Raw genomic sequence first — 12,668 nt, 5'->3', positions numbered from 1 at the left:
TTCCGACGTTCACGTTAACCTAATGTTAACCTTTCCAGTTTGCCCCATGTTGAGGGGCGGGCCGCTATTTATCCTGGCGGGCAAAAACCTTGCGCAGCAGTTCCGTATTACGCAGGGCGGGGTTTTGACGCAATTCTGTTTCCTTAACCTCGATCAAACCGAACATTCCGGCCAGTGCCCGGTCGGTAACGTAAACGTCCAGTTCGGGTTCGGTTTTTTTCACCAGGGGAATTTTGTTGTAGGCCGTGACCACGTTGCGCCAGATTTCGGTGGCGTTCACTTCGTCCAGCGCCGTGCGGATGACGGGCTGGAATTTGCCGGTTAGGGCCAGCGAAGTATTGGACTCCAGGTAGCGGGTGGCGGCGTCGTTTTCTCCCATCAGCAGGTTCAGGGCGTCCTGGAAGGTGAGCCCCTTGATGGCGTCGACAAAAATAGGGCCGGCTTCCCGGGCGGCCAGTTCAGCGGCCCGGTTAATGCGGGTGGTGAGGTCCTGTTCCACATTGCCGAAACCGGGCAGGGCGCTCACCCGGCTGATGATGGACTGGGCTTCCGGCGGCAGTAGGATCTTGTAGGGGCTTTGCAGGTATCCGTCTTCGGCCGAAAGTTTGGTCACGGCCTGTCCAACCCCCTGGTCCAGCGCCTGCTTCAGGGCGGTGCCCACTTCTTCCTGGCTCAGGGGGGTGTTCCCGCTGAGCACGCCCTGGGCCTTGTCGGCCAGTTTACCCAGGTTACCAATCTGGGCGGCGGCGGGGGCGGTGAGGAAGCATAGGGCAACAAAACAAAGCAGGAGGCGGGTCATAGGAGTGGGCTTTAGGCTAGAACGCCTGGTGGAGCCCAGTAGATGCAGGATACTACGTTAAGGTAGTCTTACGGTCGACGAGGCTGCGTTCCACTCCATCGAGTTCCAGCACGAGGTCGGCCCCGTAAAGTCCAGCGGGCGTGCGGTAGCCCGGCTCTACTTCACCGTCCAGTACCCGCGCTACGATCCGCAGGCTGCTGTGGGCCGTAAGGGTATACCCTTCGGGGGTGCGCATACGGGCGGCGACCACCTTGCCGCTTACGTCCTTCACTTCACCGTATATATAGGACTCGGCTGCGGCCCGCTGGCGGTCATCGGGCCCGGCGGGCTGGGCGTCGATCTTTTTGGCCAGGAGCTTCTTTACGATGCCGAGCCGGAGTGCGGGGCCCAGCCAGTTGCTGCGTTCCATCATCCTGATCTGGGCGGGTGGGGCGGCGAAGAAGGTCTTGATGTTCGGGATGCCGGTGGTGAAGTAGGCGGTAAATACGTCTCCCCAGGGGATGGTGACGGCCCGCAGGGGAACTTCGGCCGTGAAGGGGAAGGTGCGTACTTCGTGGGCGGCCTTCACGGGCTTGATGGCCCCGTGCTCGCGGATGGCCCCCCCGCTCCCGAGTCCGGCCAGCATGGTTCTGGCGGTTCCCTGGCTCACCATTCCCCCCTTCCAGGCGAAGGCCAGCACGAGTTCGGTGGCTTCCGGCAGTTGGTCCTTCAGGAAAGCAGCCATACAGTCGGTGGGCACCACGTCAAAGCCGGTACCGGGCATGAGCATCACCCCCGCCCGTTCCGCCGCTGGGCCCAGGCGGGCGGCGAGGGAGAAAACGGGGATTTCTCCGGTGATGTCGAGGTAGTGGGTACCGGTAGCGATACAGGCGTCCATCATGGGGCGGCCGGTTTCGGCGAAGGGACCGGCGGCGTGGAGCACCACGGCGTTGGCCGACAGCAGGTCGTGCAGCCCCTCGCGGTCTTCCAGGTCTACGGCCCGGTAGGGGTAGCCAAACTCCGCCGACATGGCCTGGAGCTTCTCCGGGTTCCGGCCACTGAGCAGGGGGCGCAGGCCGTATTCCGCGGCGGTGCGGGTTATGAGCCGACCGGTATATCCGTAGGCGCCGTAGAGTATGAAGTCCGTCATGAAATTGTGCTTTCGAAATCTGAGCGGGCGGGGAAATGCCGGGTTTGCCGGTCGCCGCTCCTTCCAAGGTAATGGTTTTACTACGGTCCCACGGGCAGGGTGGGGCGCATCAGCCAGGGGTTGGGCTTCGTAAATAGTCGGCCAAGTCGAACGGAAGCTGCGGCCGGAAACCAAAATCTTTTTTACCTTAGCGTCATGCAGAACAATACCAACAACTGGTGGTGGCTTTCACGTACTCGACACTGAGCACGCGGTAGCCCTTTTGCACAAAAATCTAAAGGCCCGTCGGATGCTCCGGCGGGCCTTTCTTGTTGGTTCTCCGGCGTTCCGTCCCAATCTTATCCCGCTTTGACAACAACCATTCCGACCCAGCAGACGACGAACATCAAGGTGGTTACCCGCCGCCTTACCGCCGACCAGCTCACGCCGGTTTCCGTCTATCTGGCGGTGCGCGACCGCTTTACCGACCCGGTGCTGCTCGAATCCAACGAAACGCGGAACAACGAGCACTACTTCAGCATCCTGGGCCTGGAAACCCTGGCTTCCTACCAGGTGGACGAGGGCGTGATCCGGCGCGGCCGGGTGGGGGAGGCGCAGACGCAGGTGCCGTGTACCGACACCCAAACCGTGAGCGATGACCTCCACGCTTTTTTGGGCTCCTTCTCACTGGATTACGGGGACACCACCCCCCTGGTACGGCAGTTCAACGGCCTGATCGGGCACACCAACTTTGAAGGGGTAGCTTACTTCGATACGCTTTCCTTCGACAATCCCCGGCACCTGCGCGCGCCCGCCCTGCGCTACCACCTGTACCGCTTCCTGCTGGTCTTCCACCACTACCGCGACGAGCTTCTCCTGCTGGAAAACCTGCCCGAAGGGGAGGAAAGCCGCCTGGATGAGGTAGAAAAGGCCATCCGCAGCGGGGGGACGGTGCACCCCTTCCAGACGGTGGGAGACGAAAGCAGCAACCTGACCGATGACGAGTTCCGTAACCTGGTAGCTAAAGGCAAGCACCACTGTCGCATCGGAGACGTGTTCCAGATCGTGCTGAGCCGGCAGTTCCAGCAGGGTTTCCAAGGGGATGAATTCCAGGTGTACCGCGCCCTGCGCAGCATCAACCCTTCCCCCTATCTGTTCTACTTCGACTACGGCGACTACCGCATCATGGGCTCCAGCCCGGAGAGCCAGATGGTAATCCGCGACGGGGTGGCCCGCCTGAACCCCATCGCCGGCACCTACAAGCGCAGCGGAGATGCGGAGCGGGACCGGGAAGCCACCGAACGGCTGCTGGCCGACCCCAAGGAAAACGCCGAGCATGTGATGCTGGTGGACCTGGCCCGCAACGACCTGAGCCGCCACACCCGCGACGTGACCGTGCGCAGCCTGCGGCAGGTGCATTACTACAGCCACGTCATTCACCTGGTGAGCACCGTGGACGGCAAGCTGGAGCGGGAAGACGTGGCCGTACGCGTCTTCGGCGACACCTTCCCGGCCGGCACCCTGAGCGGAGCCCCAAAGTACCGCGCCATCGAGTTGATCAACCGCTACGAGAACCGGCAGCGGGGCTTCTACGGCGGCGCGCTGGGCTTTATCGACTTTGACGGGGGAATGAACCAGGCCATCCTCATCCGCTCCTTTTTCAGCCAGGACAACGTGCTGTACTACCAGGCCGGCGCCGGGGTGGTAGCCGCCAGCGACGAAGAGAGCGAAACCCAGGAGGTGTACAACAAACTCGGCGCCCTGACCAAGGCCCTTACCAAAGCGGAATCCCTACCGGCCAGCTTCTAGCCACGGGGCGCAAACCAACGACCATGAAAGTTCTCATTCTCGACAACTACGATTCCTTCACCTATAACCTGGTCCACTACATCGAGGAGGAGCTCGGAACCTCCATTGATGTGTACCGCAACGACCAGATCAACCTGGAGGCCGTGGCCGAATACGACCTGGTGGTGCTCAGCCCCGGACCGGGCGTACCCGCCGATGCCGGCATCATGCCCGAGCTGATCCGCCGCTACGCCGGCGAAAAGGTCATCTTTGGCGTCTGCCTTGGCCACCAGGCCATCGGGGAAGCCTTCGGAGCCTCCCTCCACAACCTGGCGGAAGTCCACCACGGGGTGGAAACGGATATGCTGCGCCGCCCGACCGACGACGATGTGTTGTTCCAGGACGTGCCGGACCGCTTTCGCGCCGGCCGCTACCACAGCTGGGTAATCGACCCCGATACCCTGCCCGCCGAGCTGGAAGTGACCGCCACCGACGACGCCGGCGGCATCATGGCCCTGCGCCACCGGGAACTGCCCATCTTCGGCGTACAGTTCCACCCCGAAAGCATCATGACCGAGCACGGAAGACTCATGATCAAGAATTTGCTGAACTTCGTGCAAGACAGACGGAAAAGCCCCCAACCCGAGCGTAGCGAGGGAAAAATATCACACCCCTGACCCCACCCGAGCGAAGCGAGGGATAATTGCCTGCCCCCCTTGACCCACTGACCCCTTAACCCCCTGAACAATGATCCATACCCAAATAGACGAGCGCGGCTACTACGGTCGCTTTGGCGGGGCCTACATCCCCGAGATGCTGCAGGCCAACGTAGAGGAGCTGCGGGTGAACTACCTCCGCATGCTCGAGGATCCGGAATTCCGGCGGGAGTTCGACCTGCTGTTGAAGGATTACGTGGGCCGGCCCAGCCCCCTCTACTACGCCGACCGCCTGAGCCAGCACTACGGGGCCAAAGTCTACCTGAAACGGGAAGACCTGAACCACACCGGCGCCCACAAGATCAACAACACCATCGGGCAGATCCTGCTCGCCGAACGCCTGGGCAAGAAGCGGATCATCGCCGAAACCGGCGCCGGTCAGCACGGAGTAGCCACGGCCACGGTGTGTGCCCTCAAGGGACTGCAGTGCATCGTGTACATGGGTGAAGTAGACATCGAACGGCAGGCACCCAACGTGGCGCGAATGCGGATGCTGGGGGCCGAGGTGCGCCCCGCCCGCAGCGGATCCCGCACCCTGAAGGACGCCACCAATGAGGCCATCCGCGACTGGATCAACAATCCCGAGGACACCCACTACATCATTGGTTCCGTGGTGGGCCCCCACCCGTACCCCGATATGGTGGCCCGCTTCCAGTCGGTCATTTCGGAGGAAATGAAGTGGCAGTTAGCGGAAAAGACGGGTCGCGACTACCCGGACGCCATCGTGGCCTGCGTCGGCGGGGGCAGCAATGCCGCCGGAGCCTACTACCACTACCTGAACGACGAACGGGTGAGGCTGATCGCCGTGGAAGCCGCCGGCCTGGGGGTAGACAGCGGAGAATCGGCCGCCACCAGCCAGCTGGGCACCGAGGGGATCATCCACGGCAGCCGTACGCTGCTCATGCAGACCGAAGACGGACAGATCGTGGAGCCCTACAGCATCTCGGCCGGACTGGACTACCCGGGCATCGGCCCCCTCCACGCTTTCCTGATCGATGCCAAGCGCGCCGAAGCCGTCAGCGTTACGGACGACGAAGCGCTGGCCGCCTCCCTTTTCGTGGCCCGCCAAGAGGGGATCATCCCCGCCCTGGAAACCGCCCACGCCTTCGCGGCCCTCGATCACATGAGCTACGGTCCGGAAGACGTGATCGTAGTCTGCCTCAGTGGCCGTGGTGATAAAGACCTCGCCGCTTTCTCCGCCTACCTTGAATCCCAGCCCCTCCCATGAACCGACTGACCAAGCTCTTCGCCGCCAAGCCGCGGGACATCCTGAACGTTTACTTTACGGCGGGTTTCCCCACCCTGGACAGTACCGTGGCGGTCATCCGCAACCTGGCCGAGGCCGGGGCCGACCTCATAGAGGTGGGCATGCCGTACTCCGATCCCATGGCCGACGGAGAAACCATCCAGCAGAGCAGTATGAAGGCCCTCCAGAACGGGATGAACCTGAAGCTGCTTTTTGAACAACTCACCGAGGCCCGCCGCCACACCCAGGTGCCCCTGGTGCTCATGGGGTACTACAATCAGGTGATGCAGTACGGACCCGAGCGCTTCGTTGCGGCCGCCGCGGCCGCCGGCGTAGATGGACTTATTCTGCCCGACCTGCCGGCCTACGAGTACGAACGCGACTTCCGCGAGATCGCCGAGGCCGCCGACTTGCAAGTCAGTTTCCTGATCACCCCCCAGACCCCGGACGAAAGGATCCGTCAGATTGCGGAGAGCAGCACGGGATTCCTGTACGTAGTGAGCAGCAGCAGCATCACCGGAGGCAGCTCCGAGATTTCTGACCGGCAGCGCGCCTATTTCGATCGCATTGCGGCCCTCGACCTGCCCAATCCGAAACTGATCGGATTCGGGATCAGCGACGCGGCCACTTTCCGCACCGCCTGCGAATACTTCAATGGGGCCATCATCGGCAGTGCGTTCATCCGCGCCCTGGGGGGGCAAGAGGACAGGGTAGGGGAAGCTACCCAAGCGTTCGTGAAGCGCATTCTGGAACCCAGCTACTCCTAGTCGGCCCAAACCCGCTGTTATGAAGCGCAAGCCGCTCCTGGTCGTAGTCGGCGGCCCTACCGCATCGGGGAAGACCGCCCTGGCCATTGCCCTGGCCCGTCATTTCCGCACGGAGATCGTGAGTGCTGACAGTCGGCAGTTCTACCGGGAAATGCGCATCGGCAACGCCCGGCCGAGCCCGGAGGAACTCGCCGCTGCCCCCCATCACTTCATCGCCGATCGCTCGCTGCTGCAACCCCTTACCGCCGGCACCTTCGCGGAGGAGGCCCTGCCCATCCTGGACCGGCTGTTTCGGGATTCGCCGGTAGCGATCGCCGTCGGGGGAAGCGGACTTTACCAACGCTCGCTCTGTGAGGGGCTGGATGAATTTCCGGCGGTCACCCCGGGCGCCGCGGCGCGGGTGCAGCAGTTGTCGGAATCCCGGGGACTGTCCGGACTGCAGGCCGAGCTCCAGCGCCTGGATCCCGATTATTTCCAGTCGGTTGACCAGCAGAACGGCCGGCGGCTGGAGCGGGCATTGCGTGTTTGCTACACCAGCGGACAACCCTACAGCAGTTTTCTGGGGAAGGCCCCGCCGCGCCCTTTCGATTGCGTCTACCTCCAACCGGCGATAGACCGGGCGTATCTCTACGACCGGATCAACCGCCGGGTGGATCAGATGGTCGCCGACGGACTAGAGGGCGAAGTCCGCAAGCTGCAGGAGTATCGCCACCTGCCCGTCCTCCAGACGGTAGGGTACCAGGAGTGGTGGCCTTTGCTCGACGGGGAGTACGACCGGGAGCGCGCCATCGAACTGATCAAAAGGAACAGCCGGCGCTATGCGAAGCGGCAGATCACCTGGTTCCGGGATTATACTCCCGTGATGGATGCTGCGGCGGCTATCCGGCGGGTGGAGGGGGCGTGAAGAGACATCGGATGTTGTCCGCATGTCATTCTGTCAGACGTCGGATGTCTGACAGCACTTAAGACTCCTTCTTTTACCCTGTTCTGAGTAAACAAATTGAAAACCGATCAATATCCGAGTAAAACCAGGCTATGTCAATTTGTCAGACATCGGATGTCTGACAAGCTGGCCGGCGCACAACATCCGATGTCTGACAACCAAAAAAAACGCCGCCCCCGGAAGCTCCGAAGGCGACGTTCTGTCTTATGTGATGTGATAGGGCGGGTTAGTCGCGGCTATAGATGGACTGACCATTCTTCATCATGTCAGCGATCTCACTGCGGTCGGAAATGTACCGATAGCGGGTATTGGTCATTCCGTCGGGACGGTCACCGATGATGTAGTAGCGTACGTCCATGTCGGGGGCATTAACCACGACCTGGTCGCTGACCCGCATCAGTTGTCCGTTGGAAAGTCGCTCTCCTTCCTTTTCCAGGCTGGCCAGCACGATCATCCGCTGGCCGGTGGTGTAGATTTCTTCGATTTCAAGCTCCGCTTCCTGGTCCACGTCAGCTTCGACCATAAAGGTGGTCTCTTCGGAGTCGCCATATTCATCGGGCCAGTCCACGTCCAGGACGGGTACCTCTACGGGTTCCTCGACCATCTCCACGGTGACGTTGGGTACTTCGACCATGCGGGTGGTGGTGTTCACGTCCACGTCGACCCAGTCGACGTCGTATTCGGGGGCCTGGCCGGGCTCGGTATCGATGTCAACGTCTACTTCGGGCAGCTCGCCCTCCTGGGTCTGGTCGACGTCGCAACTGGTAAATCCTACGGCAAAAAATAAAAGGAATGGTAAAAATCGGATGGTCATGATAGGTAATTATAGTCAATGTAACAGCGTGATTAGCAACGCATTCAATTTTATAACAAAGTGTAGGCGGGGCGATGTTCGATATACCCGGTGCGGGGCGGGGAAGGGCGGTGACGGTACCGGGGTACTGCACATAGCTGGAGAAGGTTCCCTGACCGAAGGAATTCCTTTTACTTTGCCGCCGGTAGGGGTGTCCGGCGATCGGTATCCGGAATTGCGGTGGCCGGAGCGGCTGTCGGGCAATTAATCCGGATTCCATTGCACCTGCGGCCGCGCCTGCCGTTAGCGTAAAAAAAACAATACATGTCTAAAGTACTCATCATCGGCGCCGGCGGGGTAGGCCGCGTCGTGGCCTATAAATGTGCCGAATACCCCGAGGTCTTCACCGAATTCATGATCGCCAGTCGCACGAAACAGAAGTGCGACGAGATTGCCGCCGACATCAAGGCCGACCTTGGCTACGACAAAATCACCACCGCCGCCATCGACGCGGAGGACGTACCGGCCCTGACCAAGCTCATCAAGGAGTACGACCCCTTCATGGTAATCCACGTGGCCCTGCCGTACCAGGACCTCACCATCATGGATGCCTGTCTGGAAGCCGAGGTGCACTACCTCGACACCGCCAACTACGAACCCAAGGAGGAGGCCAAGTTCGAGTACAGCCACCAGTGGGCCTACCACGACAAGTTCAAAGCCGCCGGTCTGACTGCTATCCTCGGCTGCGGATTCGACCCCGGCGTCACCAGCATCTTTACCGCCCGGGCGGCCAGCCATATCTTCGACGAGATCCACTACCTCGACATCGTCGACGCCAACGCCGGCGACCACGGCAAGGCCTTCGCCACCAACTTCAACCCGGAGATCAACATCCGGGAAATCACCCAGCCGGGCAAGTACTACGAGGACGGCAAGTGGGTAGAAATTCCCCCCTTCAGCATTCGGAAGGACCTGAACTACCCGGACATCGGGCCCAAGCCGAGCTACGTACTCTACCACGAGGAACTCGAAAGCCTCGTTAAGCACTTCCCGACCCTGAAGCGCGCCCGCTTCTGGATGACCTTCGGCGATGAATACCTGACCCACCTGCGCGTGATCCAGAATATCGGCATGGCCGGGATCGAGCCCGTGATGCACAAAGGCGTGGAAATCATCCCCCTCGAATTCCTGAAAACCGTCCTCCCCGATCCCGGTGGACTGGGCGAGGGCTACAGCGGTCAGACGAGCATCGGTTGCCGCATCCGTGGCCTGAAGGACGGCAACGAGGAGACCTACTACATCTGGAACAACTGCAGCCACGAGCGGGCCTACCGCGAGACCCGCGCCCAGGGCGTGAGCTACACCACCGGCGTGCCGGCCATGACGGGCGCCATGATGCTGATCCAGGGCAAGTGGGAAGGCGCCGGCGTGTACAACGTCGAGCAGTTCAACCCGGATCCCTTCCTCGACGTGCTGGGCAAACACGGCCTGGAGTGGCACGAGGAAATCGGCGCTGAGCTGGAACTTTAGCGGTTGCGGGGGGCGGTAGTGGGAACGGATATCGGCTACCCTCACCGCCCCCCGGCCCTAACTTCCAAAAAAGGGAACCCCCACCTAGTATAATACCGGCCGTTGTGTTACCTTTGCGGCTCATTTGAGGGATAGTTAAACCCCCCAACGTATGACGTCCAGCGCACGCCTGTTATTTTTCTGCCTTTTCAGCCTTGTATTCACCTTCGTTTCGGCTCAGGAGATCAATGACCACGGCACGGCCGCCGATCACCACAATCCGGAGATTGAATGTGGCGGCCACGGCGATTACGACCCGGCCGGGGTCATCCTTCATCACATCGCCGACGCGAATGAGTTTCACCTCATCGGCGACGTCAGCATCCCCCTTCCCGTATTTCTCTACGCCCCTGAACACGGTTGGACCGTCGGCCTGAGCAGCATGTTCCACCACGGGGAAACCCTGGTCGACGGATACGTGATGAACCACGGCCGCATCAATCGTCTGGCCGACGCCCCCGCAGAACTGCTGGAGGGCCACCATGAGGTGGAATGCATTGCCCACGGCACCACCACCGTGGGAGACAAAACCCAGGATGTCTACTACGCCCTGGTAGGCGGGACGCCTTACCTCCTGGACGCCCCCTCGGTAGGTGAGGGCGGACTGCTCGGCGGTGGCATCACCAGCTTCTACGACTTCAGCATCACGAAGAACGTCTTCACCATGTTGCTGGCTTCCCTGCTGCTGATCTTCCTCTGGAGCGCCGTGGCCCGCGGGTACAAGAAGAACGAAGGCAAGGCCCCCAGTGGCATTCAGAGCCTGATGGAGCCCTTCTTCGTCTTCCTGCGCGACGAGATCACCATCCCCATGATCGGCGAGAAGCACTACGAGCGTTTCCAGCCCTTCATTTTCACGATCTTCTTTTTCGTTCTGTTCTGTAACCTGCTGGGCCTGATTCCCATCTTCCCCGGCAGCGCCAACGTAACGGGCAACCTGGCCGTCACCATGGCCCTGGCCGTTATCTCGGCTATCGTAGCTTACGTACACGGCAACCGCCACTTCTGGGAGCACACCCTGTGGATGCCCGGCGTACCAGCGGCCATCAAGCTGTTCATTCTGACCCCCGTGGAAATCCTCGGGCTGGTCATCAAGCCCTTCTCGCTGATGGTGCGTTTGTTCGCCAACATCACGGCCGGGCACATCATCATCCTCAGCCTCATCAGCCTGATCTTCATCTTTGGCAACAACGGCGAAAGTGTAGTAGGCGCGGGCGCGGGTGCCGTGGTCGGAGTAGCCTTCACCTTGTTCATGAACATGATCGAGCTGCTGGTAGCCTTCGTGCAGGCCTTCATCTTTGCCATCCTTTCGGCCAGCTATATCGGCGCGGCGGTAGAGGATGCCCACCACCACGACGAGGCCGGACACCACGGAGAGAAGAAAATCGCCGAAGGCGGTGCCATGGGCGGTGCGGTCACCGGCATGCACACCCCGGCCAACTAACGATAATCAAGAATTTTTTTTACCCATTTAAATCATTCAACATGGGAGCTCTTGGAGCAGGTATCGCCGCCCTCGGCGCTGGACTCGGAATCGGACTCATCGGCAGCAAGTCGACCGAAAGCATTGCCCGCCAGCCCGAAGCCGCCGCGGATATCCGTAGTGCCATGATCCTTACCGCCGCCTTCGTTGAAGGTGCCGCGCTGTTCGCGATCATTGTAGGTCTTCTGGACAAGCTGCTCTAGCAGCAGCGGCGTCCGGGCCACACCAAAAAGCCGGTAGCGAACTGCGCTTGGCAGCGCTACCGGCTTACTTTATCTTCGCCTGTCGAGTTGTAACACAACCTAATATATAATGACTACGCTTTTCCTTGCTGATTTCAGTGTCATTAAGCCCGACTTCGGTCTGATCTTCTGGACCGTTGTAATCTTCCTCGTGCTTTACGCCATCCTGGGCAAGCTGGCCTGGAAACCCATCCAGAAGGCCCTGCGCCGCCGGGATGAGGAAATTCAAACCAGCATCGACGAAGCCAAGCGCGCCCGCGCCGAGATGCAGGCCCAGGCCGACGAGAACCAGCGGCTGATCATCGAGGCGCGCGAGGAGCGCACCCGCATCATTACCGAAGCCGAGAAGCAGAGCAAGGAAATGATCGCCGCGGCCAAGAACGAAGCCCGCGAAGCCGCTCAGAAGGTGGCCAGCGACGCCCGCCGCGACATCGAAAATATGCGCAAAGCCGCCATGGTCGACCTCAAGAAGGAAGTGGGATCCATGGCCATCGAAATCGCCGAAAAGATCCTCCAGAAGGACCTCAAAAGCGACGCCAACCAGGAGGCTTTCGTTCGGGAGCTCGTACGCGACCTAAACTAAGCACCGCATGACCAATTCGAGAGTAGCCTCCCGCTACGCCCAGTCCCTCATCGAGCTCGCCCAGGAACGCAACCAGCTGGAAGAGATCAAGGCCGACGTAGACACCCTCCTCGCCATGGGCAAGAACCGCGAGTTCGCCCTGCTGCTGAGAAGCCCGGTCGTGCCCCCCAGCAAGAAGCAGGCCATCCTGACCCAGCTGCTGGAGAAGGCCAAGGCCGACAAGCTCACCCGCCTCTACGTAAAGCTGCTCATCGACAAGGGCCGCGAAACCGATATGCTGGGTATCCTGCGGGAATTCCACGAGCAGTACAAGCGCCTGAAGCACATCTCCACGGTGACCCTCACCAGTGCCGCGCCCCTGTCGGCCGCCACCCTGGAAATTATCAAGCAACAGTTGGTGTCCGCCGGCATGACCGAGGACAGCATCGAGCTGCATACCCAGATCGATACCTCTCTCATCGGCGGCTTCATCCTCGAGTTTGACGGCAAGGTGTACGACGCCAGCGTCGCCCACAAGCTCAAGAACATGCAGGACGAGCTCCGCAAACCCAACCTGTACCAAAATCAACTGGCCAGCTAGCGGCCCTCCGCCGCCAGCACCCTCTATAGTCGGCCCGCATAGCAGGGCCTTATC

The 12,668-nt window shown here is 60.9% G+C and carries 13 protein-coding genes; 10 read left to right on the top strand and 3 right to left on the bottom strand.

The window, feature by feature from the left end; all coding sequences use genetic code 11:
• Positions 1-64 precede the first annotated feature (64 nt).
• Positions 65-799, bottom strand: a complete 735-nt coding sequence (locus CGL56_RS01305; protein ID WP_099104694.1) for a DUF4197 domain-containing protein — start codon at positions 797-799, stop codon at positions 65-67.
• 52 nt (positions 800-851) lie between these two features.
• A complete protein-coding gene (locus CGL56_RS01300) occupies positions 852-1,928 on the bottom strand; it encodes a saccharopine dehydrogenase family protein (RefSeq protein WP_099104693.1) in 1,077 nt (358 codons plus the stop codon).
• A 348-nt stretch (positions 1,929-2,276) separates the two neighbouring features.
• On the opposite strand from CGL56_RS01300, the gene CGL56_RS01295 reads away from it, so the two are divergent.
• The 5 genes from CGL56_RS01295 to miaA all read left to right on the top strand — a co-directional run bounded on the left by CGL56_RS01295 (position 2,277) and on the right by miaA (position 7,328).
• Positions 2,277-3,716: an anthranilate synthase component I family protein gene (locus CGL56_RS01295; protein ID WP_209280263.1), complete on the top strand. Its 1,440-nt coding sequence runs from the start codon at positions 2,277-2,279 to the stop codon at positions 3,714-3,716.
• Positions 3,717-3,739: 23 nt separating this feature from the next.
• Positions 3,740-4,372 carry an anthranilate synthase component II gene (locus tag CGL56_RS01290; protein ID WP_099104692.1) on the top strand — a complete coding sequence of 211 codons (633 nt, stop codon included), beginning with the start codon at positions 3,740-3,742 and terminating at the stop codon, positions 4,370-4,372.
• Between the two features lie 70 nt (positions 4,373-4,442).
• The gene (trpB, locus tag CGL56_RS01285; protein ID WP_187305560.1) at positions 4,443-5,639 is read left to right on the top strand and encodes a tryptophan synthase subunit beta; all 1,197 of its coding nucleotides are present in this window, start codon (positions 4,443-4,445) and stop codon (positions 5,637-5,639) included.
• A complete protein-coding gene (gene trpA, locus CGL56_RS01280; RefSeq protein WP_099104691.1) occupies positions 5,636-6,424 on the top strand; it encodes a tryptophan synthase subunit alpha in 789 nt (262 codons plus the stop codon). Before trpB ends, trpA begins: the two co-directional genes overlap by 4 nt.
• A 19-nt stretch (positions 6,425-6,443) precedes the next feature.
• Positions 6,444-7,328: a tRNA (adenosine(37)-N6)-dimethylallyltransferase MiaA gene (miaA, locus tag CGL56_RS01275; protein ID WP_099104690.1), complete on the top strand. Its 885-nt coding sequence runs from the start codon at positions 6,444-6,446 to the stop codon at positions 7,326-7,328.
• A gap of 265 nt (positions 7,329-7,593) precedes the next feature.
• On the opposite strand, the gene CGL56_RS01270 is transcribed toward miaA, so the two are convergent.
• Positions 7,594-8,181, bottom strand: a complete 588-nt coding sequence (locus tag CGL56_RS01270) for a hypothetical protein (RefSeq protein ID WP_099104689.1) — start codon at positions 8,179-8,181, stop codon at positions 7,594-7,596.
• A gap of 303 nt (positions 8,182-8,484) precedes the next feature.
• Between CGL56_RS01270 and CGL56_RS01265 the strand changes: the two genes are divergently transcribed.
• The 5 genes from CGL56_RS01265 (at position 8,485) to atpH (ending at position 12,614) form a co-directional block, all read left to right on the top strand.
• Entirely contained in the window at positions 8,485-9,690 is a 1,206-nt protein-coding gene (locus CGL56_RS01265) for a saccharopine dehydrogenase family protein (RefSeq protein ID WP_099104688.1), read from the top strand.
• Between the two features lie 151 nt (positions 9,691-9,841).
• Positions 9,842-11,170 carry a F0F1 ATP synthase subunit A gene (atpB, locus tag CGL56_RS01260; protein WP_099104687.1) on the top strand — a complete coding sequence of 443 codons (1,329 nt, stop codon included), beginning with the start codon at positions 9,842-9,844 and terminating at the stop codon, positions 11,168-11,170.
• 41 nt (positions 11,171-11,211) lie between these two features.
• Positions 11,212-11,412 carry an ATP synthase F0 subunit C gene (gene atpE / locus CGL56_RS01255; protein WP_099104686.1) on the top strand — a complete coding sequence of 67 codons (201 nt, stop codon included), beginning with the start codon at positions 11,212-11,214 and terminating at the stop codon, positions 11,410-11,412.
• Positions 11,413-11,521: 109 nt separating this feature from the next.
• Entirely contained in the window at positions 11,522-12,034 is a 513-nt protein-coding gene (atpF, locus tag CGL56_RS01250) for a F0F1 ATP synthase subunit B (protein WP_099104685.1), read from the top strand.
• A gap of 7 nt (positions 12,035-12,041) precedes the next feature.
• Complete coding sequence (gene atpH / locus CGL56_RS01245; protein ID WP_099104684.1) at positions 12,042-12,614, top strand: ATP synthase F1 subunit delta; 573 nt, start codon at positions 12,042-12,044, stop codon at positions 12,612-12,614.
• Positions 12,615-12,668: the final 54 nt, after the last annotated feature.

The organism is Neolewinella marina, assembly GCF_002631205.1.
Classification (GTDB): domain Bacteria; phylum Bacteroidota; class Bacteroidia; order Chitinophagales; family Saprospiraceae; genus Neolewinella; species Neolewinella marina.
The sequence above is the reverse complement of the archived record's forward strand: the minus strand, read 5'-3'. Positions and strand labels throughout refer to the sequence as shown.

Bases quoted from the DNA above. Each gene is read 5' to 3' on its own strand.
- CGL56_RS01305 (WP_099104694.1), bottom strand. From the start codon at position 799: ATGACCCGCCTCCTGCTTTGTTTTGTTGCCCTATGCTTCCTCACCGCC.
- CGL56_RS01300 (WP_099104693.1), bottom strand. From the start codon at position 1,928: ATGACGGACTTCATACTCTACGGCGCCTACGGATATACCGGTCGGCTC.
- CGL56_RS01290 (WP_099104692.1), top strand. From the start codon at position 3,740: ATGAAAGTTCTCATTCTCGACAACTACGATTCCTTCACCTATAACCTG.
- trpB (WP_187305560.1), top strand. From the start codon at position 4,443: ATGATCCATACCCAAATAGACGAGCGCGGCTACTACGGTCGCTTTGGC.
- trpA (WP_099104691.1), top strand. From the start codon at position 5,636: ATGAACCGACTGACCAAGCTCTTCGCCGCCAAGCCGCGGGACATCCTG.
- miaA (WP_099104690.1), top strand. From the start codon at position 6,444: ATGAAGCGCAAGCCGCTCCTGGTCGTAGTCGGCGGCCCTACCGCATCG.
- CGL56_RS01270 (WP_099104689.1), bottom strand. From the start codon at position 8,181: ATGACCATCCGATTTTTACCATTCCTTTTATTTTTTGCCGTAGGATTT.
- CGL56_RS01265 (WP_099104688.1), top strand. From the start codon at position 8,485: ATGTCTAAAGTACTCATCATCGGCGCCGGCGGGGTAGGCCGCGTCGTG.
- atpB (WP_099104687.1), top strand. From the start codon at position 9,842: ATGACGTCCAGCGCACGCCTGTTATTTTTCTGCCTTTTCAGCCTTGTA.
- atpE (WP_099104686.1), top strand. From the start codon at position 11,212: ATGGGAGCTCTTGGAGCAGGTATCGCCGCCCTCGGCGCTGGACTCGGA.
- atpF (WP_099104685.1), top strand. From the start codon at position 11,522: ATGACTACGCTTTTCCTTGCTGATTTCAGTGTCATTAAGCCCGACTTC.
- atpH (WP_099104684.1), top strand. From the start codon at position 12,042: ATGACCAATTCGAGAGTAGCCTCCCGCTACGCCCAGTCCCTCATCGAG.